At 66.6% G+C, this 24,835-nt stretch carries 25 protein-coding genes; 4 read left to right on the top strand and 21 right to left on the bottom strand.

Annotation, left to right across the window (positions count from 1 at the left end):
• Window positions 1–90 precede the first annotated feature (90 nt).
• The 6 genes from mctP to ACQCSU_RS19100 form a co-directional block, all read right to left on the bottom strand.
• Complete coding sequence (gene mctP, locus ACQCSU_RS19125) at window positions 91–1,785, bottom strand: monocarboxylate uptake permease MctP (RefSeq protein WP_426976843.1); 1,695 nt, start codon at window positions 1,783–1,785, stop codon at window positions 91–93.
• Window positions 1,782–2,063, bottom strand: coding sequence for a DUF3311 domain-containing protein (locus ACQCSU_RS19120; RefSeq protein ID WP_426976841.1), 282 nt, complete (start codon window positions 2,061–2,063; stop codon window positions 1,782–1,784). The genes mctP and ACQCSU_RS19120 overlap by 4 nt, the downstream gene beginning before the upstream one ends.
• 496 nt (window positions 2,064–2,559) lie before the next feature.
• Window positions 2,560–3,933 carry an NAD(P)(+) transhydrogenase (Re/Si-specific) subunit beta gene (locus tag ACQCSU_RS19115; RefSeq protein ID WP_426976839.1) on the bottom strand — a complete coding sequence of 458 codons (1,374 nt, stop codon included), beginning with the start codon at window positions 3,931–3,933 and terminating at the stop codon, window positions 2,560–2,562.
• Window positions 3,930–4,253, bottom strand: a complete 324-nt coding sequence (locus tag ACQCSU_RS19110; protein ID WP_426979859.1) for an NAD(P) transhydrogenase subunit alpha — start codon at window positions 4,251–4,253, stop codon at window positions 3,930–3,932. The genes ACQCSU_RS19115 and ACQCSU_RS19110 overlap by 4 nt, the downstream gene beginning before the upstream one ends.
• A gap of 63 nt (window positions 4,254–4,316) precedes the next feature.
• Window positions 4,317–5,474, bottom strand: coding sequence for a Re/Si-specific NAD(P)(+) transhydrogenase subunit alpha (locus ACQCSU_RS19105; RefSeq protein WP_426976837.1), 1,158 nt, complete (start codon window positions 5,472–5,474; stop codon window positions 4,317–4,319).
• Window positions 5,475–5,543: 69 nt separating this feature from the next.
• Window positions 5,544–5,999 carry a (deoxy)nucleoside triphosphate pyrophosphohydrolase gene (locus ACQCSU_RS19100; protein ID WP_426976836.1) on the bottom strand — a complete coding sequence of 152 codons (456 nt, stop codon included), beginning with the start codon at window positions 5,997–5,999 and terminating at the stop codon, window positions 5,544–5,546.
• A 159-nt stretch (window positions 6,000–6,158) separates the two neighbouring features.
• Between ACQCSU_RS19100 and ACQCSU_RS19095 the strand changes: the two genes are divergently transcribed.
• A complete protein-coding gene (locus ACQCSU_RS19095; protein WP_426976835.1) occupies window positions 6,159–7,367 on the top strand; it encodes an MFS transporter in 1,209 nt (402 codons plus the stop codon).
• 57 nt (window positions 7,368–7,424) lie between these two features.
• Here the strand turns inward: ACQCSU_RS19095 and ACQCSU_RS19090 are convergent, their stop codons facing one another.
• Window positions 7,425–8,345 carry a cation diffusion facilitator family transporter gene (locus ACQCSU_RS19090; RefSeq protein WP_426976834.1) on the bottom strand — a complete coding sequence of 307 codons (921 nt, stop codon included), beginning with the start codon at window positions 8,343–8,345 and terminating at the stop codon, window positions 7,425–7,427.
• A 251-nt stretch (window positions 8,346–8,596) separates the two neighbouring features.
• Between ACQCSU_RS19090 and ACQCSU_RS19085 the strand changes: the two genes are divergently transcribed.
• Window positions 8,597–8,866: a GlsB/YeaQ/YmgE family stress response membrane protein gene (locus tag ACQCSU_RS19085; RefSeq protein WP_354247576.1), complete on the top strand. Its 270-nt coding sequence runs from the start codon at window positions 8,597–8,599 to the stop codon at window positions 8,864–8,866.
• A gap of 152 nt (window positions 8,867–9,018) precedes the next feature.
• Here ACQCSU_RS19085 and ACQCSU_RS19080 read toward each other — a convergent pair whose 3' ends face one another.
• From ACQCSU_RS19080 to infC, 4 genes are all read right to left on the bottom strand, one after another.
• Complete coding sequence (locus tag ACQCSU_RS19080; protein ID WP_426976833.1) at window positions 9,019–9,927, bottom strand: TrmH family RNA methyltransferase; 909 nt, start codon at window positions 9,925–9,927, stop codon at window positions 9,019–9,021.
• Between the two features lie 64 nt (window positions 9,928–9,991).
• The gene (gene rplT / locus ACQCSU_RS19075; RefSeq protein ID WP_426976832.1) at window positions 9,992–10,441 is read right to left on the bottom strand and encodes a 50S ribosomal protein L20; all 450 of its coding nucleotides are present in this window, start codon (window positions 10,439–10,441) and stop codon (window positions 9,992–9,994) included.
• Between the two features lie 120 nt (window positions 10,442–10,561).
• A complete protein-coding gene (gene rpmI, locus ACQCSU_RS19070; RefSeq protein ID WP_009358635.1) occupies window positions 10,562–10,756 on the bottom strand; it encodes a 50S ribosomal protein L35 in 195 nt (64 codons plus the stop codon).
• Between the two features lie 115 nt (window positions 10,757–10,871).
• Complete coding sequence (gene infC / locus ACQCSU_RS19065; protein WP_426979858.1) at window positions 10,872–12,047, bottom strand: translation initiation factor IF-3; 1,176 nt, start codon at window positions 12,045–12,047, stop codon at window positions 10,872–10,874.
• A gap of 345 nt (window positions 12,048–12,392) precedes the next feature.
• On the opposite strand from infC, the gene ACQCSU_RS19060 reads away from it, so the two are divergent.
• Window positions 12,393–12,779 (top strand): DUF1844 domain-containing protein, encoded by a 387-nt coding sequence (locus tag ACQCSU_RS19060; RefSeq protein WP_426976830.1) that lies wholly within the window; start codon window positions 12,393–12,395, stop codon window positions 12,777–12,779.
• 130 nt (window positions 12,780–12,909) lie between these two features.
• On the opposite strand, the gene ACQCSU_RS19055 is transcribed toward ACQCSU_RS19060, so the two are convergent.
• From ACQCSU_RS19055 to ACQCSU_RS19020, 8 genes are all read right to left on the bottom strand, one after another.
• Window positions 12,910–14,250, bottom strand: a complete 1,341-nt coding sequence (locus ACQCSU_RS19055) for an MFS transporter (RefSeq protein ID WP_426976829.1) — start codon at window positions 14,248–14,250, stop codon at window positions 12,910–12,912.
• A 74-nt stretch (window positions 14,251–14,324) separates the two neighbouring features.
• Entirely contained in the window at window positions 14,325–15,251 is a 927-nt protein-coding gene (locus ACQCSU_RS19050) for an SseB family protein (protein WP_426976828.1), read from the bottom strand.
• A gap of 13 nt (window positions 15,252–15,264) precedes the next feature.
• A complete protein-coding gene (priA, locus tag ACQCSU_RS19045) occupies window positions 15,265–16,011 on the bottom strand; it encodes a bifunctional 1-(5-phosphoribosyl)-5-((5-phosphoribosylamino)methylideneamino)imidazole-4-carboxamide isomerase/phosphoribosylanthranilate isomerase PriA (protein ID WP_426976827.1) in 747 nt (248 codons plus the stop codon).
• Window positions 16,012–16,066: 55 nt separating this feature from the next.
• Window positions 16,067–16,225, bottom strand: coding sequence for a hypothetical protein (locus ACQCSU_RS19040; RefSeq protein ID WP_426976826.1), 159 nt, complete (start codon window positions 16,223–16,225; stop codon window positions 16,067–16,069).
• The gene (gene hisH, locus ACQCSU_RS19035; protein WP_426976825.1) at window positions 16,226–16,996 is read right to left on the bottom strand and encodes an imidazole glycerol phosphate synthase subunit HisH; all 771 of its coding nucleotides are present in this window, start codon (window positions 16,994–16,996) and stop codon (window positions 16,226–16,228) included.
• A complete protein-coding gene (gene hisB, locus ACQCSU_RS19030) occupies window positions 16,993–17,613 on the bottom strand; it encodes an imidazoleglycerol-phosphate dehydratase HisB (RefSeq protein ID WP_426976824.1) in 621 nt (206 codons plus the stop codon). The genes hisH and hisB overlap by 4 nt, the downstream gene beginning before the upstream one ends.
• Before the next feature lie 69 nt (window positions 17,614–17,682).
• Window positions 17,683–18,801: a histidinol-phosphate transaminase gene (locus tag ACQCSU_RS19025; protein ID WP_426976823.1), complete on the bottom strand. Its 1,119-nt coding sequence runs from the start codon at window positions 18,799–18,801 to the stop codon at window positions 17,683–17,685.
• Between the two features lie 123 nt (window positions 18,802–18,924).
• On the bottom strand, window positions 18,925–19,362 hold the full coding sequence (locus tag ACQCSU_RS19020; protein WP_426976821.1) for a LysM peptidoglycan-binding domain-containing protein: 438 nt from the start codon (window positions 19,360–19,362) through the stop codon (window positions 18,925–18,927).
• A gap of 370 nt (window positions 19,363–19,732) precedes the next feature.
• On the opposite strand from ACQCSU_RS19020, the gene lexA reads away from it, so the two are divergent.
• Window positions 19,733–20,482: a transcriptional repressor LexA gene (gene lexA / locus ACQCSU_RS19015; protein ID WP_426976819.1), complete on the top strand. Its 750-nt coding sequence runs from the start codon at window positions 19,733–19,735 to the stop codon at window positions 20,480–20,482.
• Between the two features lie 90 nt (window positions 20,483–20,572).
• Here the strand turns inward: lexA and ACQCSU_RS19010 are convergent, their stop codons facing one another.
• Both ACQCSU_RS19010 and hflX read right to left on the bottom strand, forming a co-directional pair.
• Complete coding sequence (locus ACQCSU_RS19010; RefSeq protein WP_426976817.1) at window positions 20,573–22,762, bottom strand: ATP-dependent DNA helicase; 2,190 nt, start codon at window positions 22,760–22,762, stop codon at window positions 20,573–20,575.
• Window positions 22,755–24,323 (bottom strand): GTPase HflX, encoded by a 1,569-nt coding sequence (gene hflX, locus ACQCSU_RS19005; protein ID WP_426976815.1) that lies wholly within the window; start codon window positions 24,321–24,323, stop codon window positions 22,755–22,757. The genes ACQCSU_RS19010 and hflX overlap by 8 nt, the downstream gene beginning before the upstream one ends.
• Window positions 24,324–24,835 lie beyond the last annotated feature (512 nt).

The following is a 24,835-nucleotide window of genomic DNA, read 5'->3' as shown; positions in this document are numbered from 1 at the left end:
CAGCCAAGTGACGCGTCCTACCTGGTCGCCGAAGAGGCACTGCGGATAAGGTCAGTCGGGTTCCTTTACGGTGTCGAGGCCCCCAGCGACTCAGAGCGTGGGGGCTCCGGGCTCGGCGAGCGGGTAGTCGCGCCGGATCTGGGCGACCTTCGGATCGTTCTCGTCGGCGCCGTAGTCCGAGCTGCGGGTGATGTCCTTCCCCTCGGGGAGCTTCATTGCGTGGAAGATCAGAGACAGGCCTGCGGCAACGATAAGGTTTATCGCAAACGCGACGACAGCGATGTAGACCTGCATGTCGGTGCCGGGGATGGCCGCGATGGAGCCGCCAAAGTTGGCTTTGGTGACGGGGTTGACCACGTTGTAGGCCGCGACAGTGCCATAGATGATTCCGGCTGCCCAGCCCCCGAAAAGCGCCCACCGGTGGAACCAGCGGGTGTAGAGCCCTGCCACGATCGCCGGGAAGGTCTGCAGGATCCAGATACCACCGAGGAGCTGCATGTTAATTGCTGCCGACTGGTCCATGGCAATAACGAAAACCAGTGCACCGAATTTCACCACAAGCGATGCGATCTTGGAGATTTTTGCTTCCTGCCGCGGATTGGCGTCAGGCTTGATCAGATCGCGGTAAATGTTGCGGGTGAACAGGTTCGCCGCGGCTATTGACATGATGGCGGCCGGGACCAAAGCACCGATGGCGATGGCGGCCAGGGCGATACCGGCAAACCAGTCCGGGAAGTGATCGAGGAACAGCTGCGGCACTACCAGCTGCGGGTTGACGGTGCCGTTCAAGTCGATGGGCTTGGTACCGGCGTATATAGCCGCGTAGCCCAGCAGCGCCAGGAACCCCAGCATCAACGAGTACAGCGGCAGCACCGCGGCATTCTTACGGATCGTATTCCTGCTCTTGCTCGCCAGGACGCCCGTGATCGAGTGCGGGTACATAAACAGCGCCAAGGCCGAGCCCAGAGCCAGCGTCCAGTAAGCGGAGTAACTGCCCGCGCCCGGAATGAAGACTCCAGCGGGTTTACCGGTAGCCGGGTTGACCGCACCCAGTTTCGCCTCGGCGGCGTCGAAGATGGTGCCCCAGCCCCCGAACTTGATCGGCAGGTAGATTACCGCAACGATCACTGCCAGATAGATCAGCAGATCCTTCACAACGGCGATCAGGGCCGGAGCCCGCAGACCCGACGTGTACGTATAGGCGGCCAAGACCACGAACGCGATGATCAGCGGCAGGTCCGTCAGCAGCACGTTCTCCGCACTGCCCAGGCCCAGCACCGTGAGCACGGCCTTTATGCCGACCAGCTGCAGCGCGATGTAAGGCATGGTCGCGACGATGCCGGTGACGGCGACGGCAAGGGAAAGCGCCTTGCTGCCATAGCGGCCGCCAACGAAATCGGCCGGCGTGACGAACCCATGCCGGTGCGAGACGGACCACAACCGGCTCATCAGGAGGAACACGATCGGGTACAGAACGATCGTGTACGGCACCGCGAAGAAACCGCTCACTGCTCCAGTGGCCCACATTGCAGCCGGAACGGCCACGAAAGTGTAGGCCGTATATAGGTCGCCGCCGAGCAGGAACCAGGTCACCCATGTTCCAAAACCGCGGCCCCCGAGGCCCCACTCGTCCAGGCTGTGCAGCCCTGTCGCCTCTTCCCGGCGCCACCGCGCAGCAACGAACCCCAAGGCCGCCACCAAGACGAAGAGAATGATCACAATGGCGAGCGCAACGCCGCTAATGGGCCGGTCCGGAACCGCCAGCGGCACGGTGGCCCCGCTCATGGCTCCTCCTCGGCGCTGGTCATGCCCCGCACGGATTCGCGCCGGCGGCGATCCTCCTTGCTTACCAGCCAGTAGGAGACCCCCACCAGGCCAGCGGTGACCGGAATCCACATCATCTGATACCAGTAGAAGAACGGCATACCGGCCAAGCGCGGCTCATCGACCGAATACGCGGGCACAAACAACGGAACCACAACGGCGATGGTCAACAGGATTCCGGTGATGATGTATGGACCGGATCTGGCCGGCCCACGCGTTGGCACATCAGGACTGGACATCGACGCCTCCTCATCGAGACGGCCCCGGAGCGGGAAGGCTTCCCGGGACGTGCCGGCGGCCTGAGGACCGTGTGACGCAGCGGTCTTTACGAACAGAATACACACTGGATTTATTGTCCAACAGGGCAATGCGCCCCGCGTTTAGCGGCGGTTTTATAGGATTCTGATTTTGGCGGGGACGTAGAGGATGTTCTGGCCGTGGGCGAGTTGCAGGGAGATCATCAGCGCCGATCACGACGCGGTGATGATGGGTTTTGCCGGCATCGATACCGGCCCATAGGTGCACCAAAACAGCCTCCAGTCTGTCGGATACGTTGATACCCAGCAGATAACCGCGCCGTCATGTCCTTATCCGGCGATCATGTCGCGTCTCTCAGTCAGCGGTCGGGTCATCGCGGGGCGGCAGGGGGCCAATTCTTCGAAGCCCTCACACGAAGAGCGTCCGGCACAGCAGCCAACCCGGGGATCTTCCTGTCTTAACTCACGTAACTTCAGCCTAGAGGGCCTTCACCGCGCCCAGGACTTTGGCCAGCGAGTCTTTCGCATCGCCGAACAGGAGTGTGGTCTTCGGGTCGTACAGGAGTTCGTTCTCGATCCCCGCGAATCCCGGGCGCATCGAGCGTTTCAGGAAGACCACCTGGCCGGCCAGTGCCACCTCGAGGATCGGCATCCCGTAGATCGGAGCCCCGGGCGTGGACTTGGCCGCCGGGTTGACCACGTCATTGGCTCCGACCACGAGTGCGACATCGGTGTTCGGGAATTCAGGGTTGACTTCCTCAAGCTCCCGGAGCGCCTCATAGGGCACGTTCGCTTCCGCCAGGAGCACGTTCATGTGGCCCGGCATCCGACCGGCGACCGGATGGATGGCGAACACCACCTCGATGCCGCGGGCCTGCAGTGCGGTGGCGAGCTCGGCGACGGTGTGCTGGCCCTGGGCCACGGCAAGCCCGTAGCCGGGGACGATCACGACGCGTTGGGCGTAGCCGAGCTGGACGGCCACGTCCTCCGGCGAGGAGGAGCGCACCGGGCGGTCGCTCTGCACGGTCGAGCCCGCCGTCGATCCTCCCCGGAACGCCCCGAACATGATGCCCGCCACGCCCCGGCCCATGGCGGAGGCCATCACCTTGGTCAGGATGGTGCCGCTGGCCCCCACAAGCGTGCCGGCGACCACCAGCAGCACGTTGCCGAGCACGATGCCGGACGCCGCCACTGCGAGGCCGGTGAAGGCGTTGAGCAGGGAGATGACGATCGGCACGTCTGCCCCGCCGACGGGCAGCACCAGCAGCAGCCCGGCTGCCAGTCCCAGCACCAGCAGCGCAAGGGCCCAGCCGGTCGAACCGCTGATGATGACCAGGACGCCGGACGCGATGGCGCCCGCCAGCGCAACGGCCATCACCACGGGCATGCCGGGGAAGAGCAGCGGGCGGGTGCTGATCAGTTCCTGCAGCTTGCCGACCGTCACCGCGGAGCCGGCGAAGGACACGGCGCCGACCAGCATGGTGAAGGCCACTGCCAGGCGCACCCAGGGGTCCGCGCTGTGGCCGAGTTCCAGCACTGCCACGAGTGCGGCGGCCCCGCCTCCGACCCCGTTGAACAACGCGACGAGCTGGGGCATCTGGGTCATTTGCACGCGCCGGGCCACCGGGACAGCGGCGGCGGAGCCGACGGCGATCGCGGCCAGGATCAGCGGGATATTCTCCAGCCTCGCGGAAAGGAAGACCGTGACCACGGCGACGAGCGCGCCCCCGGCGCCGATGGCGTTTCCGCGGCGGGCGGTCCGGGGCGAGCTGAGGCCCTTCAGCGCCAGGATGAAGCAGATGGCCGCCGCCAGGTAGAACAGGGCGGTCCACGCGGGGGCTAGGAGGCTCATGTGCCGTCCTCCCCTGCGCGGCCTTCAGCACGTGGCCTGGCTGGCCTCCGGCCGCCGAACATCTCCAGCATCCGGTCGGTGACAACGAATCCGCCCACCAGGTTGGCGGTCGCCAGAATCACGGCGATCAGGGCGATCGTGAGCAACCATGGATCGCTGGCCTGCCCCGCCACGAGGATGGCGCCGACAAGGATGATGCCGTGGATGGCGTTGGCACCGGACATCAGCGGCGTATGCAGTTTGCTGGTCACTTTGGAGACGACTTCGAAGCCGACGAAGACAGAAAGCACCACTACGGTCAGCAGCGTGATCGGATCCATCATTGCAGCGTCTCCATTACGTCCGGGTCTCCATCACTTCAGCCTCCATCACTTCAGGCCCCATCACTTCAGTGCCTCCATGGCCTCGGAAGTCCCCGCGTGCCGGACCGAGCCGCCGTGGGTCAGGCAGGCTCCGGCGACGACCTCGTCGTCGAAGTCCGGACTGACCTGGCCGTCCGCAGTCATCAGGGCGAGCAGATTGGCGACGTTTTTGGCGTACAGCCGGGAAGCATCGGACGGCATCGCCGAGGCTGCGTCCTGCAGCCCCACCAGGGTCACGGACCCGCCGTCCACGGGTACCTCGATGTCCCGGCCGGCAATGACACCTTCGACGTTTCCGCCGGATTCGGCGGCAAGGTCGACGACAACGGATCCGGCCCGCATGCCGGCCACCATGTCCAGTGTCACCAGCAAGGGTGCCGCACGGCCGGGGATGGCTGCCGTGGTGATGAGGACATCCGCCGACGCGACGTGGGGTGCGAGCAGGCCACGCTGGCGCTTGGCCCGGTCCTCGCCGAGTTCGCGTGCATAGCCCCCACTGCCTTCCGCGGCGGCGTCCGCATTTCGACTGTCCAGGTCCAGATGGATGAAGGTGCCGCCCATCGAGGCGACCTCGTCCGCCGAAGCCGCCCGGATGTCATTGGCGGAGACCCTGGCGCCGAGGCGTTTTGCGGTGCCGATGGCCTGCAGTCCGGCGACCCCGGCGCCGAGGACCAATACCCGTGCGGGCGGGATCGTGCCGGCGGCGGTCATATACAGCGGGAAAAAACGGGGGTAGCGCAGGGCCGCCTCCAGCACCGCCCGGTAGCCCGAGACGAGGGACTGCGAACTGAGCGCATCCATGGACTGTGCCCGGGAGATCCGCGGGACCAGCTCCAGCGCGAAGGAGGTGACCCCGGCGTCGGCAAGGGCCCGTACCGTGGACAGTTCAGAGGCGGGCGAGCCGAAACCGACGGTGATGGTGCCCGGCCGCAGCCCTGCAGCCGTCTCCGGGCTGAGCGGCCGGACGTGCAGGAGCACCTCCAGCGACTCGGGCAGGAGGTCCGGGACTACGGTGGCACCAGCCTGGGCGAACGCGGCGTCCGGGAAACCGGCCTCGTTCCCTGCTCCGCTCTCCACGGCAACGTCGAGGCCAAGAGCCGTTAGTTGCTGCACCGTCTCAGGTGTGGCCGCGACCCGGCGTTCCCCCGCTCGCTGCTCCCGTCTGACACCGACCTGCACGGACGACTCCTCTCGATTCGCTTCAGAGTAGTCACATGCTTCGCGCTTTGGCGAGAGGCAGGCCGGGGATCAGTGCGCGGGCAGGGCGGTGCGGACCGAATCCTGCAGCGCGTCAAGGAGTGCCTCGACGATGGGCAGGTCGGCCGGGATCCACGGCAGCGCCAGTACCTCCCGGCGGTTCCCGAGGTCGATCCAGCGCAGCTCATCGTGGTCCTGCAGGGGGTGCGGATCGCCGTCGACGAGCTCCGCAAACCAGACCCTCATCGCGGCGCGGTCGTTCAGCGGCCAACCGGAGGCGGACGCGGCCTGGAGTTCGGCGCCCAGCCGGACGTTGACGCCAAGTTCTTCCAGCAGTTCGCGGTGCAGGGCCTGTTCGGCCGTTTCCCCGGACTCCACCTTTCCGCCGGGGAACTCCCACAGGCCGGCAAATTGCGGGGGCGCGGTCCGGCGCGCCACGAGCAGCCGGCCCGGGTCTGCCAGCGAATCCAGTACCGCGCCGCCAACGACGTCAATGAGTCCAGTCACGTCACCAAGTCTAGGGCGGTGCCCGCTTAGGGGAGAATGGAGGCAGCCGCCCTCCTGATTCCCCGGAATACCGGACGCGCCCCGGACGTTACATAAATCAGATTTAAGATGCCGCATTCTCCTGGCCATCGGCCGGGATCTTCCTCGAAAAGCAGACGAATGACAACCACGCAAAAAGCCTCGGCGACGCCCAGAACCGGCACCCGCCATCTTGCCCTCGCCATCGTTTCCCTTGCCATGGGCGGATTCGGCATCGGCACCACGGAATTCAGCATGATGGGGCTGCTCAAGGAAGTGGAGCAAGGCCTTAACATCAGCACTCCCGAGGCTGGCCACCTGATCTCGGCCTATGCCCTCGGCGTCGTTATCGGCGCCCCGTTGCTGGCCGCCGTAGGTGCCAAATTGCCGCGGAAATACCTGGCCCTGGGGCTCATGCTCTTCTTCAGCATCGCCAACCTCTCGTCCTTCGTCGCCCCGGACTACGGGACCATGCTCGTGTCCCGCTTCGCCGCCGGGCTGCCGCACGGCGCCTTCTTCGGCGTCGCGGCCGTCATTGCGGCGTCGATGGTGGCCCCAACCAAGCGCGGCTGGGCGATTTCGATGGTGATGGCCGGCCTGACCATCTCCAACGTCATCGGCGTGCCTTTCGCCACCTGGATGGGCCAGGCGTTCGGCTGGCGGCTGCTTTTCCTGCTGGTGGGCCTGATCGGAATCATCACGCTCGCGATGCTGTGGAGGTTCGTGCCGTACCAGAAGCCCCACGCCGATGCCAGCATCCGCCGCGAGCTTGGGGCTCTTAAGCGGCTCCAGGTCTGGCTGGCGCTCCTGATCGGCGTGGTCGGCTTTGGCGGCTTCTTCGCCACATACACCTATATTGCCCACACCATGACCTCCGTGGCCGGCATCCCCTCTGCCTGGCTGCCGCTCGTCGTCGCGCTCTACGGATTGGGCATGGTGGCGGGCAATATCGTCGGCGGCCGCCTCGCTGACAAGTCCGTCATGGGAACCATCTACTGGGTGCTGCCCGCAATTGCCGTGGCGCTGGTGGTCTACGCCGTGGCAGTGCACTGGCCGTGGTCTGCCTATGTCATGGTCTTTGTGGTGGGCGGGGCAGGTTCGATGCTGGTCCCGGCCCTGCAGACCCGGCTGCTGGATGCCTCCCCCGACGCCCCGTCGCTGGCCTCCTCGCTCAACCATGCCGCGCTCAATGTCGCCAACGCCCTGGGAGCCTTCCTTGGCGGCCTCGTGATCGCCTGGGGCTGGGGCTATGTCGCCCCCGCCCTCGTGGGCGCCGTTCTGGCCCTCCTGGGTCTCGGCGTCGCTGTCATCAGCGGCGTGGTGGAACGCAAGAGGCCGCTGGCACGGTAGCCGCATCGCGGCTACCGTGCCAGCGGCCCCGGGACTTCCTGTCGGCCGGGCAGTCGGTCAGGGTGTGCTGACGCGCTGGACATCCGGCTCAAGGTAGATGACCCGGGCAATCGGCACGGCCTCACGGATCCTGGTCTCGGCGTCGTCAATCACCTTGGCGATTTCCTGGCCGGTGTCCGCCCGGCCGATGCTGATTTTGGCAGCCACCAGCAGTTCTTCGGGGCCAAGGTGCAGGGTCTTGAGATGGATGATGCCGGTGCCGTCGGCCCCGATTGCGGAGCGGATCTTCGCCACGTCATCCTTGGTCGCGGATTCGCCCAGCAGCAGGGACTTCGTCTCAACGGCCAGCACGGCGGCGATCGCGACGAGCAGCAGGCCGATCATGCCGGTGCCCAGCGCGTCCCAGATGCCGTTGCCGGTGAGGAGCGTCAGGCTCACGCCAAAGAGCGCGAAGACCAGGCCCAGGAGGGCGCCAAAGTCTTCCAGCAGGATGACGGGAAGCTCGGGCTGCTTGGCGCTGCGGATGAACTTGACCCAGCCCTGCTTGCCCCGGACGTGGTTGGACTCGATGATCGCGGTCCGGAAGGAAAAGGACTCGGCAATGATGGCGCCGATGAGTACCGCGAGCGGCACCCACCAGAAGTCGCCCTCGATGGCGTGCGGGTGCTGGATCTTTCCCCACGCTTCATAGAGCGCAAAGAGGCCGCCGACGCTGAACAGCACGATCGAGACGATGAAAGCGTAGATGTAGCGCTCGCGTCCGTAGCCGAAGGGGTGTTCCGGGCTCGCCGCCTTCTGGGCGCGCTTGCCGCCCACGAGCAGGAGGATCTGGTTGCCGGAGTCCGCCAGCGAGTGGATGGCCTCCGCGAGCATCGAGGAGGACAGCGTCAGGAAATACGCGACGAACTTCAGGACGGCGATGGTCAGGTTGGCAGCTAGCGCCGCAACAATCGCCTTGGTACCGCCATTTGCAGCCAAGTGAGCTTCTCCTTAGGGGGTTCTACTGGGGTGTTGGCGGGCACCGGAATCCGCCCGTACCCGCATGGAATACCGTACCCGCTGGACCGTGCTGCCGCACCGCGCAATGCCCGGGCACATGCCGATCTCAGGCCGGATGCAGGCAGGTAACGATTGGAGGTGATCCTGCTGACATTTGATGCCGCAGGTGTTAGCTTGAAGCCATAATCGGGATTCATAATTTGGATGCCGACGAATATGTAGGAGGAGACATGGGCTTTCTAGGCTGGATCATTCTCGGACTCATAGTAGGTGCAATCGTTAAGGCAGTCATGCCAGGCAAGGTCGGCGGCGGCTGGGTCACCAGCCTCGTGCTCGGCGTTGTCGGTGCCATTGTCGGCGGCTGGATCGGCGACCTGCTATTCGGCGGCGGCAAGATGGAATTCTGGAATCTCGGTTCCTGGATCCTGGCCATTGTCGGTGGCCTCGTGGTTGCCGGCATCTACGGCGCCGTTACCGGACGCAACAAGACAACTACGTAATTGCACAGGCCACCGGCCCGGCGCGCACAGTGCCAGGGCGGTGACAGCAACGACGGCGGGAGCCCACCATTCGGTGGACCCCCGCCTTCTCTATGTCCGGCCTTCTCTGTATGTCCGGCCGCCGTGGCCCGGCCGGCCGGCTCATCAATGCGCTAGTGGCCCGACGCGCCGTCCTGCTGTGAGCGGGCGCTGGCGTAGAGGCAGACCGTCGCGGCGGTGCCGAGGTTGAGGCTTTCGGCCGCTCCGTACACAGGCACGGCCACGCGGTGGTCCGCCAGCGCGAGTTCTTCCTCGGACAGGCCCTGGGCCTCGTTGCCGAACAGCCAGGCCGTGGGCTTTTCCAGGGCGTAGTCGGAGCCGGCGGCGGATGCCCCCAGGCGGCGGGCCGCGTTCTCGTCCTGGAGCCGGTCCAGGTTCAGCTGGCCGCCGCCGTCAGCGGCCAACACACCGATGCCGCGCTCCTTGCACCGGGCCACGAGCTCTTCCACTTCGGCGCCAAGGACGACGGGCAGGTGGAAGAGGGACCCCGCCGTCGAGCGCACAGCTTTGGGGTTGTAGATATCCACGCTGGAGGCGGTCAGCACGACGGCGTCCGCGCCGGCGGCGTCTGCCGCCCGCAGCACCGTGCCGGCGTTCCCTGGGTCGCGGACCTGGCACAGCACGGCGATCAGCCGGGGGCCGGCGTCGAGCACCTGTTCGATACTGACGTCCAGGAACCCGCAGACCGCGAGAATGCCCTGCGGGGTGACCGTGTCCGCCATGGCGGCCAGCACTTCGTCGGTGGCGAGGTATGCGGTGGTGCCCTCCGCGAGTGTCTCCAGATCCGGGTGCCGGTCGAGGCAGGCCTCGCTTGCGTACACCTCATGGACGACGCCGGGCTCCCCCGCGGCAATCCTTTTCTGGTGCAGGACCAGGGCCTCCCGGACAGCCTGCGGGCCCTCCGCCAGGAACTCGCTGCGTTTTAAACGGGCCGGGCGCCCGGCAAGTTGTGCCACCTTCCTCACCCGATCAGCTCGAGGATTGGAAAGTGGAAAGTCTTGCGGGCGCCCGGTTTCGTTCATATAAGAACCTTAGTTGCTTTCGCAGCCGGCTCTTGAACGACGTAGTTTTTGAGGACTACGGGAACTACTTAGCAGCCGCCTCAGCAGCAACCTTCTTGGCAGCAGGCTTCTTGGCGGCCTTGGCCTTCGGAGCCGTCCCGGCCGGAGCGGAGGTGTCGGCGGGCAGAGAGTCCTTGGCGATCTTGACCAGCGCGGTGAAGGCGTTGGCGTCGGAAACGGCAAGCTCGGCCAGCATACGGCGGTCAACCTCGACCTCAGCGGCCTTCAGGCCCTGGATCAGACGGTTGTAGGTGAGGCCGTTGGCGCGGGATGCAGCGTTGATGCGCTGGATCCACAGGCGGCGGAAGTCGCCCTTCTTCTTCTTGCGGTCGCCGTAGCTGTATACAAACGAGTGCAGCAGCTGCTCTTTGGCCTTGCGGTACAGGCGTGAACGCTGTCCACGGTAGCCCTTTGCGCGCTCAAGGATAACCCGGCGCTTCTTGTGGGCGTTTACCGCCCTCTTCACACGTGCCACGTGCGTACTCCTTCGAAAATTCTGATCCCAAGCGTCTACTGCCGGAACAACCGGCTGGCCTGAGAAGCCTTATTGGTAGTTGACTGCTGCCAGGTGGCAATCAGTCAGAGAACTTGGAACTTAGATGCCGAGCATCTTCCGGATGACCTTGGCGTCGCCCTTGAAGACGATCTTGTCGCCGGCGAGGCGGCGGGTCAGCCTGGAGGACTTGTGCTCGAGGTAGTGGCGGCGGTTGGCCTGCTGGCGGCGCAGCTTGCCGCTGCCGGTCAGCTTGAAGCGCTTCTTAGCACCGCTGTGGGTCTTCATCTTCGGCATGGGAACCGATCTCCTTACGTATCCGCAGACAGGGTCTGCAGTCTTTCGTGCAGCCGCCCCTGCGGGCGGCGTGCTGGTTGCTTGCTGCCGGACATTGCTGTCCGGCGGCCGTGAACTAGTTGGTCTTCTTGGTGCCCGGCTTGGCGGCTGCCCTCGGAGCGGCAGGCCGCACAGGAGGCTTCGGCGCCGCGGGGCGCGGCACCGGCTTCGGTGCCGCTGCCGGAGCGGCCGTTTCAGCCTCGGGTGCCTTCGCAACCTCGGGCGCCTTGGCAGCCTCAGGGGCCTTGGCGGCTGCTGCCTTGGGCGCAGCCGGAGCCTTGGCAACTGCCGGCTTGGAAGCTGCCTTCGGAGCTTCACGCCTCGGAGCGGCCTTGGGGGCCTCCTGCTTGGGCGCTTCCTGGACGGGAGCCTTTGCTGCCGGCGCTTCCTGCACCTTGACCTCGGCGGCGGGGGCCTCCGTGGCTACGGTTTCTTCGACTGCTTCGTCCTTGACCGCGTTGTCCGCGGCAGGGGCCTCGGCGACGGCGGGAGCTGCTTCCGTTGCCGGAGCCTCCGTCTTGATCTGGTATCCCTCCGGAAGGAGGTCGGCCAGGGACTGCGTCAGCGGCGCACTGTCGTCGCCGGAAACGTCCATGCGGCCCGGGGCCCCCGAGGCCTTGGCTTCGTTCTCAGCCTTGGCTTCCGCGCGCTGCGTCGCACGGCGTGCCTCCGCCTTGGCCTCGGCCTTGTTCTTCAGGGGACCCACCACCATGACCATGTTGCGACCATCGATCCGCGGGCTTGACTCCACCACGCCGACTTCGGCGACGTCGTCGGCAAAGCGCTGCAGCAGGCGAATGCCCATCTCGGGGCGCTGCTGCTCACGGCCGCGGAACTGGATCATGGCCTTGACCTTGTCACCGGCACCGAGGAACCGGAGCGCGTGGCCGCGCTTGGTCTCATAGTCGTGGGTGTCGATCTTCAGGCGGAAGCGGATTTCTTTCAGAACCGTGTTGGTCTGGTTCTTCCGGGCCTCGCGTGCCTTGACCGCAGCTTCGTACTTGTACTTGCCGAAGTCCATCAGCTTGCACACCGGAGGCTTGGCCTGCGGTGCAACTTCAACGAGATCAAGATCGGACTCGGCAGCCAAACGCAGGGCATCCTCAATACGGACAACTCCTACTTGTTCGCCTGCAGGGCCGACCAGCCGCACCTCGGGGACGCGGATACGCTCATTGATTCTTGGCTCGCTAATGTTAAAGCTCCTGTGTTCGTGAGTGGCATTCCACCGGCAAATAGAGAAGGCCCCCAATTGCCGGAGCAATCGAAGGCCTCGAAGATCGGAATTGCCTGCCTCGTAGGAGGCGGCATGCGTTCCCGCCAGGCTGACGCCTCAGGGAAATGCCCGACCAGGTACCCGGCAACCTTGCTTCTTCCGAAGCTTCCCGAAGGAGAGCGGCTGACGCGGGTGGGAGAGAACTCCGCTTGCAAACTGAAATCGATTCTACCCAAAGAATCCCGTCCGGCGCACATACTCGACGAAGCAGGTATGGATCGGGGGCTTCCCAAGGGGAGTTCCTTCACTACGGCAGTTCAGCTGCCACAGTGAAGAAATCGAAATAACGACATTCAGTCGGTCTGTGACAAGCTTACCAGCATGAGCACTTCAGACAGTAATTCACACGTTTATGAGCCCGCCGGCTCTCAGGCCGACGTCTCGCAGCAGATCCGCGACATCTCCGAGGTCCCCGCGATCGAAGTCATCACCACCGCAGCGGTGCACCTGATGAGCGCAGCAGCAGTCAAGCTCGGCCTCGCCGCCGAGGAGAACGCAGAAGAGCTCAAGGACCTGGACGAAGCCCGCAAACTGATTACGGCTCTTGCCGGCCTGGTCACGGCTGCTGCCCCCGAGATCGGCTCGCAGCACGCCGGACCGTTGCGTGACGGACTGAGGTCCCTCCAGCTGGCTTTCCGCGAGGAGTCCATCCTTCCGGACGCCCCGGGCAAAGGCCCGGGCGAGAAATACACCGGACCGGTCAACTAGGAACCGGGCACAAGCTACTCACTCCGCGGCGGCGGGCGGACCTCAGCGGTCCGCCCGCCGCCGTCGTTAACCGCGGTGCGTCGAGTTCCCTGCACGGCGTTCCGAGGCGCTGCCCAGCCACACGCCTTGGCTAGGCTGCCGAGGCCAGCAGTCGACGACGACGGTGCTGCAGCACCAGCCCCACGAGGCACAGCACAACGCCGGCAGCCCCCACGGAGACGAACCCGGCCCCCGGGCCGACGCCGTCGATGAAGAGCCCGGCAAGCGGCGCCCCGAGGGCGACGCCGCCGGTCAGGGCCGATCCGTACCAGCCCATCGCCTCTCCGCGGCGGCTCTCGTCGACGAGTTCGGCGACCTTCTCCGAAGCCGCCGAGAGCACCGGGGCGCACAGCAGTCCCGGCAGCAGCGAGAGCAGACTCAGGGTCCAGGTGTCTGTCGCGAACGCCATCGGGATGGCCAGGGTGGACATGCCGAGCAGCAGCAAGATCGGCGAGATCGGCCGGTGCATGGCGCCGTAGATCAGCCCGCCGACCACCGAGGCCGCGCACCAGAAGAGGAAGACGAGCCCGATCTCGGCCTGGTGGCCGCCGGTCTCGAGGGCGGCCACAATGCCGACGTCGGTGCCGCTGAGCACCATGCCGGCCCCGGCCGCGACGGCGAAGACGGCAGCCACGGCCGCCGTGAACCAGGCGAAATTATGGTTGACCTTGTGGCGTAGCCCGGCGCGCCGCTGCCGCCTTTGCTCGGCGGCGGCTGCCAACGGGGCCAGCTCTGCGGCGGCTTCCTGCAGGTGTGCCGGGGCGGCAGCCACGACGGCGGCCTCCGCGCAATTCTGTTCATCCGCATCGAGTCCCGCCTCGAGCCCGGCGTCGAGGCCGCGGCCGGCCACGGGGCTGCGGGTCGGCGGGTTGAACCACATCAGGAACAGCCCGGACACCGAGGTGGCAATGCCGACGATGGTCAGGCCTACGACCGAGTAGCCGGCGGTGGCGACGAGGGCGCCGGCGGCGGGGCCGATCATGAAGACCAGTTCGGTGGAAATCGCATCGAGGGCAAACGCGGTGCGCCGCTGCTCCCCTGTGGCCAGGACGCCGAGGGACTGGCGCACGACGCTGAAGATCGGCAGCGTCAGCAGGCCGCCGACAAACACCAGCGGCAGCAGCAGCTCGTAGGACACGTGCGGCACGATCGACCAGATGACGGTTTCGGAAATGACGGACGGGATCAGGGCCTTGCGCAGGCCCGCGGTGTCGACACGCCGTCCGCGCCAGGGCGCCCCGACGGCGATGCCGATTGTCATGACTGCTGCCGCGGCGCCGGCGGCGGCATAGCCCTGGCCCAGGCTCAGGACGATGTGCAGGGTCAGCAGCACGCCCGCGGCGGAGTGCGGTATGCGGGCAATCATCCCGACCAGCAGGAGCCGCCTGATCGGCCGGACGGCCAGCAGCTCCTGGTAAAGCGTGAAGTTCACGGACTACATCCCTTTTGGTATTGCCCTCGGCAGCCTGGTACTGCTTCCGGCAGGAGTCCCCCGCTGGCCGTCAGCTATGGTGCTGCGCGCTGCAACTTGACTTCGATCGAGTCAACCCGCTCGGCAAACAATTCATTCCGGGCCCAGGCGTTGTTTAGGCCGGCCACGATGGACTGCACCCCCGCGGCGTCGAGCCCGTCCTCGAGGTAGAGGACCACCCGGAGTTCCGGGCCCGCACCTCCGCCGGGAAGCTGCCGTCCATCAGCCGCAGTTGAGGCAACTCCACCGCCTGGATGAATTTCAACACGCCGGACCTCCGGAAAGCCTACCGCGGCCGCGCCTAGGGACTGCGCCAGCACAGGATCAGCGTACGACGGGGTCCACGGCTGCTGCTGAGCGAGGGCCCAGACGGCGGGCCGGCGCACCACATACGTCAGGTCCGAGCCGGGGTCCAGAACCAGCAGCTCGGCGCCCTCGGCGACGGCGGACAGCGCTGCCCGGGCCGTATACACGGCAACCGGGCGGGCCTCGGGATGCCAGGCCTGAAGCGCCGCGGCCGAGGTGAACACAGGCATGGCCGTCCGGCCGTCGGGCGCCTTGAGGGTGACGAGGGCCATGTCGGACTCCTTGTCCCCATGCAATTTGTCCCCTGCCGGGCGGGTCGAGCCTTCGCCCTCTTCCGCGAGCCGGGCAAGGATCGGCACGAAGACGCGTGCGGTGGCGAGTGAGGCGATGACTGCGGCTTCGTCGCCGTCGCCGCTGGCGAGGCGCGCGAGGGCCGCCAGGTAACCGGCGTCCGCCGCGCCGTCGTCGTCTTCGAAATTGTGGATCCTGGCGTCGTCGCCGGCGAGGCTCCGCCCGGCCCACGGCTGGCCGGCCGAGTCGGCCGGACCGCCGGCGCCCGCCAGTGCTGCCGCGATGTGCCCGGGCAGATGCCGGGGCGGGACGGTGTTCCCGCCTGCGTCCGGCGCCGGGTTGGTGCCTGCTGGCTGGTGTTCCATGGCTGCGGTCCGGTTAGCGGCGGCCGGCGGCGTCGAGTGCCTCGGGCAGCGTGAAGTTTCCGTTGTAGAGGGCCTTGCCGATGATCGCGCCCTCGACGCCGAGCGGGACGAGGGAGCGCAGCACCTTGAGGTCCTCGAGGCTGGAGATGCCCCCGGACGCGACGACGGGCTTGCCGGTCTTCTCCACCATCCGGCGCAGCAGCTCGACGTTGGGACCCTGCAGGGTGCCGTCCTTGGTCACGTCCGTCACGACGTAACGGGCGCAGCCAGCCTCTTCCAGCCTGGCCAGGACCTCCCAGAGGTCGCCGCCTTCCTTGGTCCAGCCGCGTCCGGCGAGGGTGGTGCCGCGGACGTCCAGGCCGACGGCGATCTTGTCGCCGAAGCGCTCGATCACGCGGGACGTCCACTCCGGGTTCTCCAGCGCCGCGGTGCCGAGGTTGACCCGGGCGACGCCGAGATCGAGGGCCTTCTCGAGCGATTCGTCGTCGCGCAGGCCGCCGGAGAGCTCCACTTTGATGTCCAGGCGTCCCACGACTTCGCGCAGCAGTTCGGCGTTGGATCCCCGGCCGAAAGCGGCGTCAAGGTCCACGAGGTGGACCCACTCGGCCCCCTGCTGCTGCCAGTTGAGTGCGGCCTCCAGCGGGGTGCCGTAGCTCGTTTCGCTTCCGGCTTCGCCCTGAACGAGCCGGACGGCCTGGCCGTTGACGACGTCGACGGCGGGCAGCAGCTCGAGCACGGGCAGCGGGGTTTCGGTGGTCATCGGGGATCCTCAGCTTCTCAGGTGGCGGCGGATGGTCGGGAATGCTGCGGGACCGCTAGGAGGCGGGCAGCGTCAGGAAATAGGCGGCCAGAAGCGACATCCCGGCCAGCACGTAGAAGACGATCTGGACCCAGCGCGGACTCTTCTGCTGCCGGAAGGACAGCGCCCCGCCAACCAGCAGGCCGGCAAGCCCCATCAGGACGATGGACCACATCTAGGCGGCCTGTTCCGGGCCGGCGCCGGTTGCGCTGCCCGGGGCGGCCGCGTCCGGGGACCCCTTGCGCAGGCCCTCGACCCAGTTGCGCAGCAGGCGTGCGCCGGCGTCGCCGGACTTCTCCGGGTGGAACTGGGTGGCGCACAACGGACCATTTTCAACCGCCGCGATGAACGGGGCGCCGTGTTCGGACCAGGTGACCAGCGGCGCAATCATCCGGGGCTGGATCACGTCGAAATCCCAGTTCTGGACGCCGTAGGAGTGCACAAAGTAGAATCGCTCGTTCTCGACACCGGCGAACAGCTTCGAACCTTCCGGCACCGAAACTGTATTCCAGCCCATGTGCGGCACCACCTCGGCAGGCAGCAGTTCCACCTTGCCGGGCCACTCCCCCATCCCAAGGGCCTCGGTGCCGTGTTCCACACCGGCCTCGAACAGGACCTGCAGGCCCACGCAGATAGCCAGCACGGGACGGCCGCCGGCCACGCGGCGTCCGATCATCCGGATCCCGTCGACGGCCTTGAGCTCGCGCATGACCGTTTCGAAGGCTCCGACACCGGGGACGACAAGGCCGTCGGCGTTCAGGACGTCCTCGGGCCTGGCACTGAGGATGACCTCGGCGCCGGCCCGCTCCAGGGCACGGACGGCCGAGCGGACGTTGCCGGATCCGTAATCCAGCACCGTAACGGTGGGTTTGCCCTCGGGTGAGACGGGCTTCCGGCCGGCGTCGGGGTTGAGGATGGCGCCGTCCTGCAGCACCTTGCCGGTCACAGTGCACCCTTAGTGGACGGGATGCCTTCGACGCGGGGATCCGGCTCGACGGCGGCGCGCAGGGCGCGGGCGAAAGCCTTGAACTGGGCCTCGACGATGTGGTGCGGGTCCCGGCCGGCGGTGACATTCATGTGCAGGCAGATGCCCGCGTGCAAGGTGATCGCCTCGAAGACGTGCCGGGTCAGGGAACCCGTGAAGTGTCCGCCGATCAGGTGGTATTCCTGGCCTGCCGGCTCGCCGCCGTGGACCAGGTACGGCCGCCCGGAGACATCGACGACGGCGTGCGCCAGGGCTTCGTCCAGCGGCACCGTCGCCTCGCCGAAGCGGCGGATGCCGGCCTTGTTCCCCAGCGCGGTGCGCAGGACCTCGCCAAAGGTGATGGCGACATCTTCCACCGTGTGGTGGACATCGATGTGCGTATCGCCTGTGGCCTTGACCGTCATGTCGATCAGGGAGTGCTTGCTCAGCGCCGTCAGCATGTGGTCATAGAACGGGACCGAGGTGCTGATGTCCGAGACGCCGGTGCCGTCCAGGTTGATCTCGACCAGGACGGATGACTCGCTGGTGGTCCGTTCCAGGCGGGCGGTCCGGGCAGCGGTTGATCCGGTGATGCTCATGTGCAGGTGTCCTTTTGTGATGAAGGCGGTGCTAGGCGTTCTGGCGTTGTGCTTGACCCGGAGTCAAGTCTAGGCCCGCTGTTTCGCGGGGCTGCTCAGGATCTGGTCGAGGGCCTCAAGGAAGGCTGTGGTTTCCGTCTCAGTGCCGGCGGTGACGCGCAGGTGGCCGGGGATGCCGACGTCCCGGATGAGCACCCCGGCGTCCAGCAGTCCCTGCCAAACCGCGTGCGGGTTTTGGAGACCGCCGAAGAAGACGTAGTTCGAATCCGAGGCGGACGGCTTGAGGCCCATCCGCTGCAGTTCGGCAACGATCCTGTCCCGCTGCCGCTTGATGTCCTCGACGTCGGCCATGAGCGCCACGCGGTGGTGCAGGGCGGCAAGGGCGGTTGCCTGGGTGATGGCGGAGAGGTGGTACGGAAGCCGGACGAGGCGAAGGGCGTCGGCCACCCCGGGGGCTGCCGCCATGTAGCCCACGCGCGCGCCGGCAAGGGCGAAGGCCTTGCTCATGGTGCGCGAGACGATCAGCCGTTCCCGGCCCGGCAGCAGCTCGAGCGCACTCGGCGTACCGTCGTGGGCGAACTCGTGGTACGCCTCATCGACGATCACGATCGTCTGGCTGGCTTGGCCGGCCTCGTACACAGCCTGCACCACATCGAGACCCAGGCCCGTGCCGGTGGGGTTGTTCGGGGAGCAGAGGAAGACGATGTTGGGCTGAAGTTCGCGGACCTGGCGCGCCGCCGACTCCGCACTCAGCCCGTAGTCATCGGCCCGCACCCCCACGATGTATTCCGTGTCCGTCCCCGCGGCGAGCAGGGGGTACATGGAGTACGTGGGAGGGAAGCCCAGTGCCGTGCGTCCGGGTCCGCCGAAGGCCTGGAGGATCTGCTGGAGCACCTCGTTGGAGCCGTTCGCTGCCCAGATGTGCTCCGCGCCCAGCCCATGCCCGAGGTATTCCGCCAGGGCTTCGCGCAGTTCCGTGAACTCGCGGTCCGGATACCGGTTCAGGCCGGCCGCTGCCTCTGTTACGGCCGCGGCGATGGCCGCTCGGACGTCCGCCGGCACACCGTGGGTGTTCTCGTTGACGTTGAGCAGGATGGGGACGTCCAGCTGGGGTGCCCCGTAGGGGCTCATTCCCCGCAGATTGGTCCGGAGGGGAAGTCGGTTCAGGCGCTCTAACTGGTCAGTCACTTCAGTAGTTTAAGTGAGACGGCGGCGGGCCCTGAAACTGTGACGGCTCGGGCCAGGTCCGTCGGCGCCTTGGCGGCTGCTTGGTACGCGACGTTCCCGGGGCCGGAAGACTACTGGGCTGGACTACTGGGCCGGGACGAAGAGCGTCTGGCCGGGCAGGACGCGGGCGGCATCGAGGTTGTTGAGCTGGACGATGTCGGCGACGACGTCGCGGGGGTCGCGCCCGGGTGCCACGGTCCCGGCGATGGCCCACAGCGATTCCCCGGGCTGCACCGTGACAGAGACGGTGGGGGTCAGTGACAGCTCCTCAACAGATTCGGAAGCCTTGGCGGGTGCATTCAGGAAGCCGCTGAAGGAAAGGATCAGGGCGGCCAGCAGGATCAACGGCACTCCGAAGAAGACGAACCGCCCTCGCCTGGTCAGCCGCAGGGGTGCCTGCTTGGTGCGGGACGCACCGCCTGCCGGAGCGGCCGGACGGAAGGAAACCCGCGGTACGGACCGGCCATACCCGCCGGATGCGTCATGGCCGAAAGTGTGGTGAAACGCGCTTGATGCTGACATGAACTGAGCCCTCCTGGACCATACTGTGCCGCCCGGCGTACTCCACGTACTTGCCGCCAACCGGCCTAACCTTCGAACATAGAACCGAACAAACGCCCTCATCCAACTGCGATGCCTCATCAAACCCCCGGAAGTTCGAACACATCTTCGAACTTCACCTGTCCAGTTTTAGCACCTATTAACGAACATTGTCGAGACTCGCTAGAACAAATGTTTGAAATAACTGTGTGGCTGGCCTACGTTTGAGTCACAGGACAACCACTTCTGCAGTCGATCATCAGTAGTTGATCAGCGGGGTCTGACATTCAGGCCGGAAGGTCCCGGTAACTGCCGCAAGGCAGCCGGGCGGATTGGAAAGGCATTGGCGAATATGGCAGCACCAGCCACCGGCGGCCGGGCGTCCCAACGGAGCCCGCAGTCAGCCAGGCCTCCCAAGAGCCTGACCGTCCGGCAGAAGAAGATCCTCGAAACCATCCAGCGTTCGGTGACGGACAACGGCTACCCTCCCTCCATGCGCGAGATTGGCGATACCGTGGGACTGGCGAGTCTCTCCAGCGTGACGCACCAGCTCTCCCAACTCGAGAAGCTCGGCTACCTGCGGCGGGATCCCAAGCGGCCGCGCGCCATGGAAGTGCTCATGCCGCTGACCCTTGACGAGGGCAGCTCCAAGGTCTCGGGAGTGGCGAAGTCCAGCGGCCTGCGTGCCGTGGGCGGGCTGTCCGTCTCGGAACTGGCCAGCGCTACGGATACCGCAATGGTCCCCCTCGTCGGCCGTATCGCGGCCGGTGGCCCCATCCTCGCGGACCAGGTTGTGGAAGACGTCATGCCGTTGCCGCGCCAGCTGGTGGGCCACGGAGAGCTCTTCATGTTGAAGGTGGCGGGCGACTCGATGATCGATGCCGCCATCTGTGATGGCGACTGGGTGGTGGTGCGCCGGCAGGGTGACGCCGTGAACGGCGACATTGTTGCCGCACTGCTGGACGACGAGGCCACGGTCAAGACGTTCCGCCAGCGCGACGGCCACACCTGGCTGCTGCCCCAGAACACGCAGTACGAGCCAATCCTCGGCGACCACGCCGTCATTATGGGCAAGGTCGTCTCGGTCTTGCGCTCCCTCTAGCACCTGCCACACAGAGCCCCGCCGGCGTCCCCCGGAAGGGGGATGCCGGCGGGGCCCAACACATTCCCTGCTGCGGGGTGCTCCGTCCGCCTACTTGGCGGTCTGCGCCGACTCCTTGGAGAGCCGTTCCAAAGCCGCCATGGCAATTGCCGGATCGGTGGTCGGCCAGAACGGCGGCAGAGCGGCCCGGAGGAATCCCCCGTAGCGTTCCGTGGACAGCCGCGAATCCAGCACCGCCACGACTCCCTTGTCCGTCGTCGTGCGGATCAGCCGTCCGGCTCCCTGGGCCAGCCGGATCGCGGCGTGGGTTGCGGACACACTCATGAATCCGTTGCCGCCGGCCTGGGCCACCGCGCGGGAGCGCGCTGTCATGAGCGGGTCATCCGGCCGCGGGAACGGAATCCTGTCGATGACTACGAGCCGGCAGGAGCCCCCCGGGACGTCGACGCCCTGCCACAGGGACATGGTGCCGAAGAGGCAGGTGTCCGGTTCATCGGCGAACTGGCGCACGAGCGCCGTCATGGTCGAATCCCCCTGGCACAGAATGGTCATGTCCAGCCGGGGGCGCATCGCCTCGGCGGCGTCCTCGGCAGCCCGCCGGGACGAGAAGAGGCACAGTGCCCCTCCGCCGGAAGCCCGGATCAGTTTTTCCAGCTCGTCCAGCGCCTCCGGGGACGTGCCGCGGCCGGGCTTGGGCAGGTGCTTGGCAACATAGAGGATGCCCTGCTTGGGGTAGTCGAAGGGCGAGCCGACGTCGACTCCGGTCCAGCTGGGCGCGCCGGGGCCTACCAGGCCCAGACCTCCGGCCGCCGGTTCGAAGGCGGAGCCGATGGCCAGGGTGGCCGAGGTCAGGATGACCGTGTGGTCCGCGAACAGACCCTCGCGGAGCCGTCCGGCGACGCTCAGCGGGGCCACGTTGATCAGGGCCGGTGCGCTCTCGTCCGGCTGGGAGTATCCCTGCGCAGGGTCGAAAGTGCTGTTCCGGGAAAACCAGACCACCTCGCGGTTTTCGCGGGCAGCGAGCAGCCGTTCGCAGAGTTCCAGGATGACCATGAGGCGGGAGCGCGCGAGCTGGCGCCCGCCGTCGGCGGTGTTGGCGCTGTCCCCCTTGGAATCGGAGAGCGCGGCGCGGCAGGCGTCACGCAGCTGGTCCACGGAGTCGAGCTGCTCGCTGTTGAGCCCGTTGGGCATCAGCCCGCTGGGGACTCCTTCAATGGCAAGCTCGAGGTTGGACGCGGCGTTGTTGAGCGCGTCCACCGTGATGCCGGTGTGCTTCCGTGCCCCGGAGGCGGCGACATGCACCATTGCCACGGAGAGCTGGCCGGACACGGCCCCGGTGACGCGGTCCTGCAGCTCGTGCGCCTCGTCCACCACCACGACGTCGTACTCGGGCAGCACGGCGAGGCCTTCGAAGGCGCTGACCGCCAGCATGGCGTGGTTGGTGACGACGACGTCGGCGTCGGCAGCGTTCTGCCGGGCCAGTTCGCTGAAGCATTCGGCCGCCAGGGGGCACTTCTGCGCGCCGAGGCATTCCATCGACGTGACGGAGACCTGGCGCCAGGCGCGGTCCGTCACACCGGGCATGAGCTCGTCACGGTCCCCGGTGGCGGTCTCCTCGGCCCATTCGCGCAGCCGGACGACTTCCTTGCCGAGCTGGGAGGAAGGGCCGCCCATGGCGGCAGCGAAGTGCGGCACGGACGTGTCCTCGCCGAGGGAGAAGAGCTGGCCCTCGGAGGGTTCTTCGGAAGGGAAGCCTCCCTCGAGCTTGTGTTTGCACACATAGTTGGAGCGGCCCTTGACGAGGGCCACCTTGACCGGGCGGTCCAGGGCAGGGGTGATGGTCTTGAGCAGCCTGGGCAGGTCGCGGCCCACGATCTGGGTCTGCAGGGCCAGCGTGGCGGTGGAGACGAGGGTGGGTTTGTCACTGACAAGGGAATGCGCGATCAGCGGGATCAGGTAGGCCAAGGACTTGCCAGTGCCGGTGCCGGCCTGGACCAGCAGATGGTCGCCGGTGTCGATTGCCTGCGCCACCTGCCGGGCCATCTCGTGCTGGCCGCTGCGGCTCTGTCCGCCCATGCCTGACACCGCCCTGTCGAGCAGATCGATCACGAACTCCTCGCCGGGTGGTCCGCCGGTTCCTGCTGAACCCTTGCCTGCTGAACCCTTGCCTGCTGAACCCTTGCCTGCTGAAGCCTTTCCGCCGGACGCGTCCCCTTCCGGGTCCTCCCCCGCCGGGCGGTTCGCGTCCGGGTCCCCCCCGGCCACCGCTGCCTCAGTCATTGCTGATGAACGAATCCAGTTCAGCGGCCAGGCCCTCGCGCACCATCACGACGGCGCGGGTGCCGGTCTCCTCGTGGTCGAGGCTGAGGATCTCGGCGTCGGTCTCGTGCAGTTTGTTGAGCAGGTCCCCACGGTTGTACGGGATCATCAGTTCCAGCTTCACGCTGGGCCGCGGGATGCCCTCGCTGATGGCCTTGAGCAGTTCCGGGATGCCCTCGCCGGTGCGTGCCGACACCACAATGTGGCGCGGTTCGCGCTGCTTGAGCCGTTCGATCACGAACGGGTCGGCGGCGTCGGCCTTGTTCAGGACGATGATTTCCGGCACCTTGCGGGCGTCGACCTCGCTGAAGACCTTGCGGACGGCGGCAATCTGGCCCTCCGGATCCGGGTGGGAGACGTCGACGACGTGCAGGATCAGGTCCGAGTCGGCAATCTCTTCCAGGGTGGAGCGGAAAGCCTCCACGAGCTGGGTGGGCAGCGAGCGGACGAACCCCACGGTGTCGGCGAGGGTGTAGCCCAGTCCGTCCGAGGTTTCGGCCTTGCGGACCGTCGGGTCGAGGGTGGCGAACAGTGCGTTCTCCACCAGGACGCCGGCGTCGGTCAGCCGGTTCAGCAGTGACGACTTGCCGGCGTTGGTGTAGCCGGCGATTGCCACCGAGGGCACTGCATTACGACGGCGGTTGGCGCGCTTCGTTTCCCGGGCTGGCTTCATCGCGGCGATCTCGCGCCGCAGCTTGGCCATCCGGGTGCGGATCCGGCGCCGGTCCAGTTCGATCTTGGTTTCACCGGGACCACGCGAGCCCATGCCGGCACCGGCGCCGCCCACCTGCCCACCGGCCTGGCGGGACATCGAATCACCCCAGCCGCGCAGGCGCGGGAGCAGGTATTCGAGCTGGGCCAGTTCGACCTGGGCCTTGCCTTCGCGGCTCTTGGCGTGCTGCGCGAAGATGTCGAGGATCAGGGCCGTGCGGTCGATGACCTTGACCTTGACAATGTCTTCCAGGCTGCGGCGCTGGGACGGAGCCAGTTCGGCGTCGACCACGACGGTGTCCGCGCCGGTGGACATCACGATGTCCTTGAGTTCCTGGGCCTTACCGGAGCCAAGGAAGGTGCCCGGATCGGGCTTCTGGCGGCGCTGCACAATCCCATCGAGGACCTCCGAGCCGGCGGTCTCGGCCAGGGCGGCGAGTTCGCGCAGCGAGTTCTCGGCGTCGGCGAGGGTGCCTTCAGTCCAGAGACCGGCGAGGACGACGCGTTCGAGGCGCAGTTGCCGGTATTCGACCTCGGTGACGTCTTCCAGTTCGGTGGACAGGCTGCCGGTACGGCGCAGTGCGTGCCGTTCCTCAAGGTCCTGCTGGTCGCCGTCGTAGTTGCTGTGTTCCTCGTCCGGCCGTGAGATCGCCTGGGCCTTGCCGAGCACCGACTTGGACTCGCCGGCGGCCGGGGACGCCTTCCGGGCAGGGGTTTCCTTGGAGAGGATCCGGTCGATGACAGCTTGGATTTCCGCAGGACTCATGTCCTGGGCTGCTGAATCGGGTCCGGTGTTGGGCTGACTGGTCATGGTCTCCTTTGAAGGTTCGGCAATTTCAGAATAGTGCCGATCGGTGCCGTGTGGGGCGGAATTCGCGCTGGGCTGACGACTATTGGTCAAACGGGCCTCCTGGGATGCCCGCGGCGGCGGTGCCGGGGCAGGGTGGGAGCGGGAGAAGTGGGCGGAAACTAAGGACCGATCCTGGCGGATCAGGCCGCTTTTGAGGGATGTTCATTCGCTGAGCATTGCGGGACTCCAAGTGATGCGGGCGCCGGACAGGGAAGGAATCACTGGATTGGGCGCGCTGCACGAAAAAAACTTGCGGAAGGTAGGGACCTGCGTCGCTGCGGGGACGGGACTTAACCCGTGCCGGCTACTTGAAGTTCAAGAACATGCCTCAAAGACTAGCAGACTGTCATTCTGCCCGGACCGGCAGGCGCCCGGCGGGGCGGCCACTGCTTCCCGGCGGGTTCGCATCGGGGTTCGCATCGGTTTCCCATCGGTTCCCATCGGTTTCCCCTGCGGTTCCCATCGGTTTCCCA

It is taken from the genome of Pseudarthrobacter sp. O4 (assembly GCF_050157025.1).
Taxonomy (GTDB): domain Bacteria; phylum Actinomycetota; class Actinomycetes; order Actinomycetales; family Micrococcaceae; genus Arthrobacter.
The sequence above is the reverse complement of the archived record's forward strand: the minus strand, read 5'-3'. Positions and strand labels throughout refer to the sequence as shown.